The 435-nt window shown below is 32.4% G+C and carries 1 protein-coding gene; it reads left to right on the forward strand.

The window, feature by feature from the left end; translation table 11 throughout:
• Window positions 1-272: 272 nt before the first annotated feature.
• On the forward strand, window positions 273-435 hold a 163-nt coding region (locus tag EDM02_RS05855; RefSeq protein ID WP_317614967.1), incomplete at its 3' end, for a pectinesterase family protein.

A 435-nucleotide genomic window follows, 5' to 3' on the forward strand; every position in this document is an offset into this window, starting at 1 on the left:
TTGTGTTATAAATAATTAAACGAACTTTTATTCGGCCATTCGTACAGTGTTAAATATAAAAACTCCGGTTTCAAAACAGAATATGAATTTGGTTAAAGTATCATGCATTTAACGAGGTTGTTGAAGAAGACAGCAGATGATTAAATGCTATTCGTTCAAAATGATACATTTCTTTTATTATTTTATTTTTATACAAAATCCAAAGATTTTTTCAATTGAAATTTTCCATATTAAAAAGATTTAAAAGCAACTTTTATTTTCAACAGGACACGTTGTACACGGGCAATATTGGAGTTGAAAAGGTCAATCGCCAATACTATTCCAACTGTTACATTGAAGGCACCACCGACTACATTTTCGGCAATTCCACCGTCATTTTTGACAATTGCGTCATTCACAGCAAAATGAACAAATCGTTCATCACGGCCGCGTCCA

The organism is Candidatus Cardinium hertigii (genome assembly GCF_003788695.1).